Annotated in this window: 1 protein-coding gene; it reads left to right on the top strand. The window is 43.9% G+C overall.

The window, feature by feature from the left end; all coding sequences use genetic code 11:
• A partial coding sequence (locus ACFIJS_RS09355; RefSeq protein ID WP_375651358.1) for an integrase zinc binding domain-containing protein occupies positions 1-445 on the top strand: 445 nt, incomplete at its 5' end.
• Positions 446-501: the final 56 nt, after the last annotated feature.

Below are 501 nucleotides of genomic sequence, written 5' to 3'. Positions count from 1 at the left end.
TCGAGGCCAGTCAAATGTTTGGTCAATCGGGAAACAAAAGGAGTTGAGATACCGTGGCAGATTGTATGTTCCGACAGATATGAGAGAAGTGGTAATGAAAGAATTACATAATTCTCCTCTGGCGGTACATCCAGGAGGGAATAAGATGTATAAGGACTTGAAACGCACTTTTTGGTGGCCTAGTTTGAAGCGTAGTATTGCGCTTTTTGTAGCACATTGTTTTACCTGTCAACAGGTAAAAGGGGACCGGAAGAAACCTGGTGGCGAATTGCAGCCTTTGGCTATTCCGGAATGGAAATGGGAGGACATTTCCATGGACTTCGTTAGTGGGTTGCCTCAAACCAGGGGAAAGAAAGACTCGATATGGGTTATCGTAGATCGATTAACCAAATCAGCACATTTCTTACCGGTACGGAAAGATAATGATCTGAAAACGTTAGCTTGAATCTATCTGAAGGAGATCGTTCGCCGACATGGTACGCCTTGTTCCATAGTATAGGA

The organism is Bartonella sp. OT172YNZD, from assembly GCF_042193725.1.
In the GTDB taxonomy this organism is placed as follows: domain Bacteria; phylum Pseudomonadota; class Alphaproteobacteria; order Rhizobiales; family Rhizobiaceae; genus Bartonella; species Bartonella grahamii_A.
This window is presented reverse-complemented; position numbering and strand designations above follow the sequence as displayed.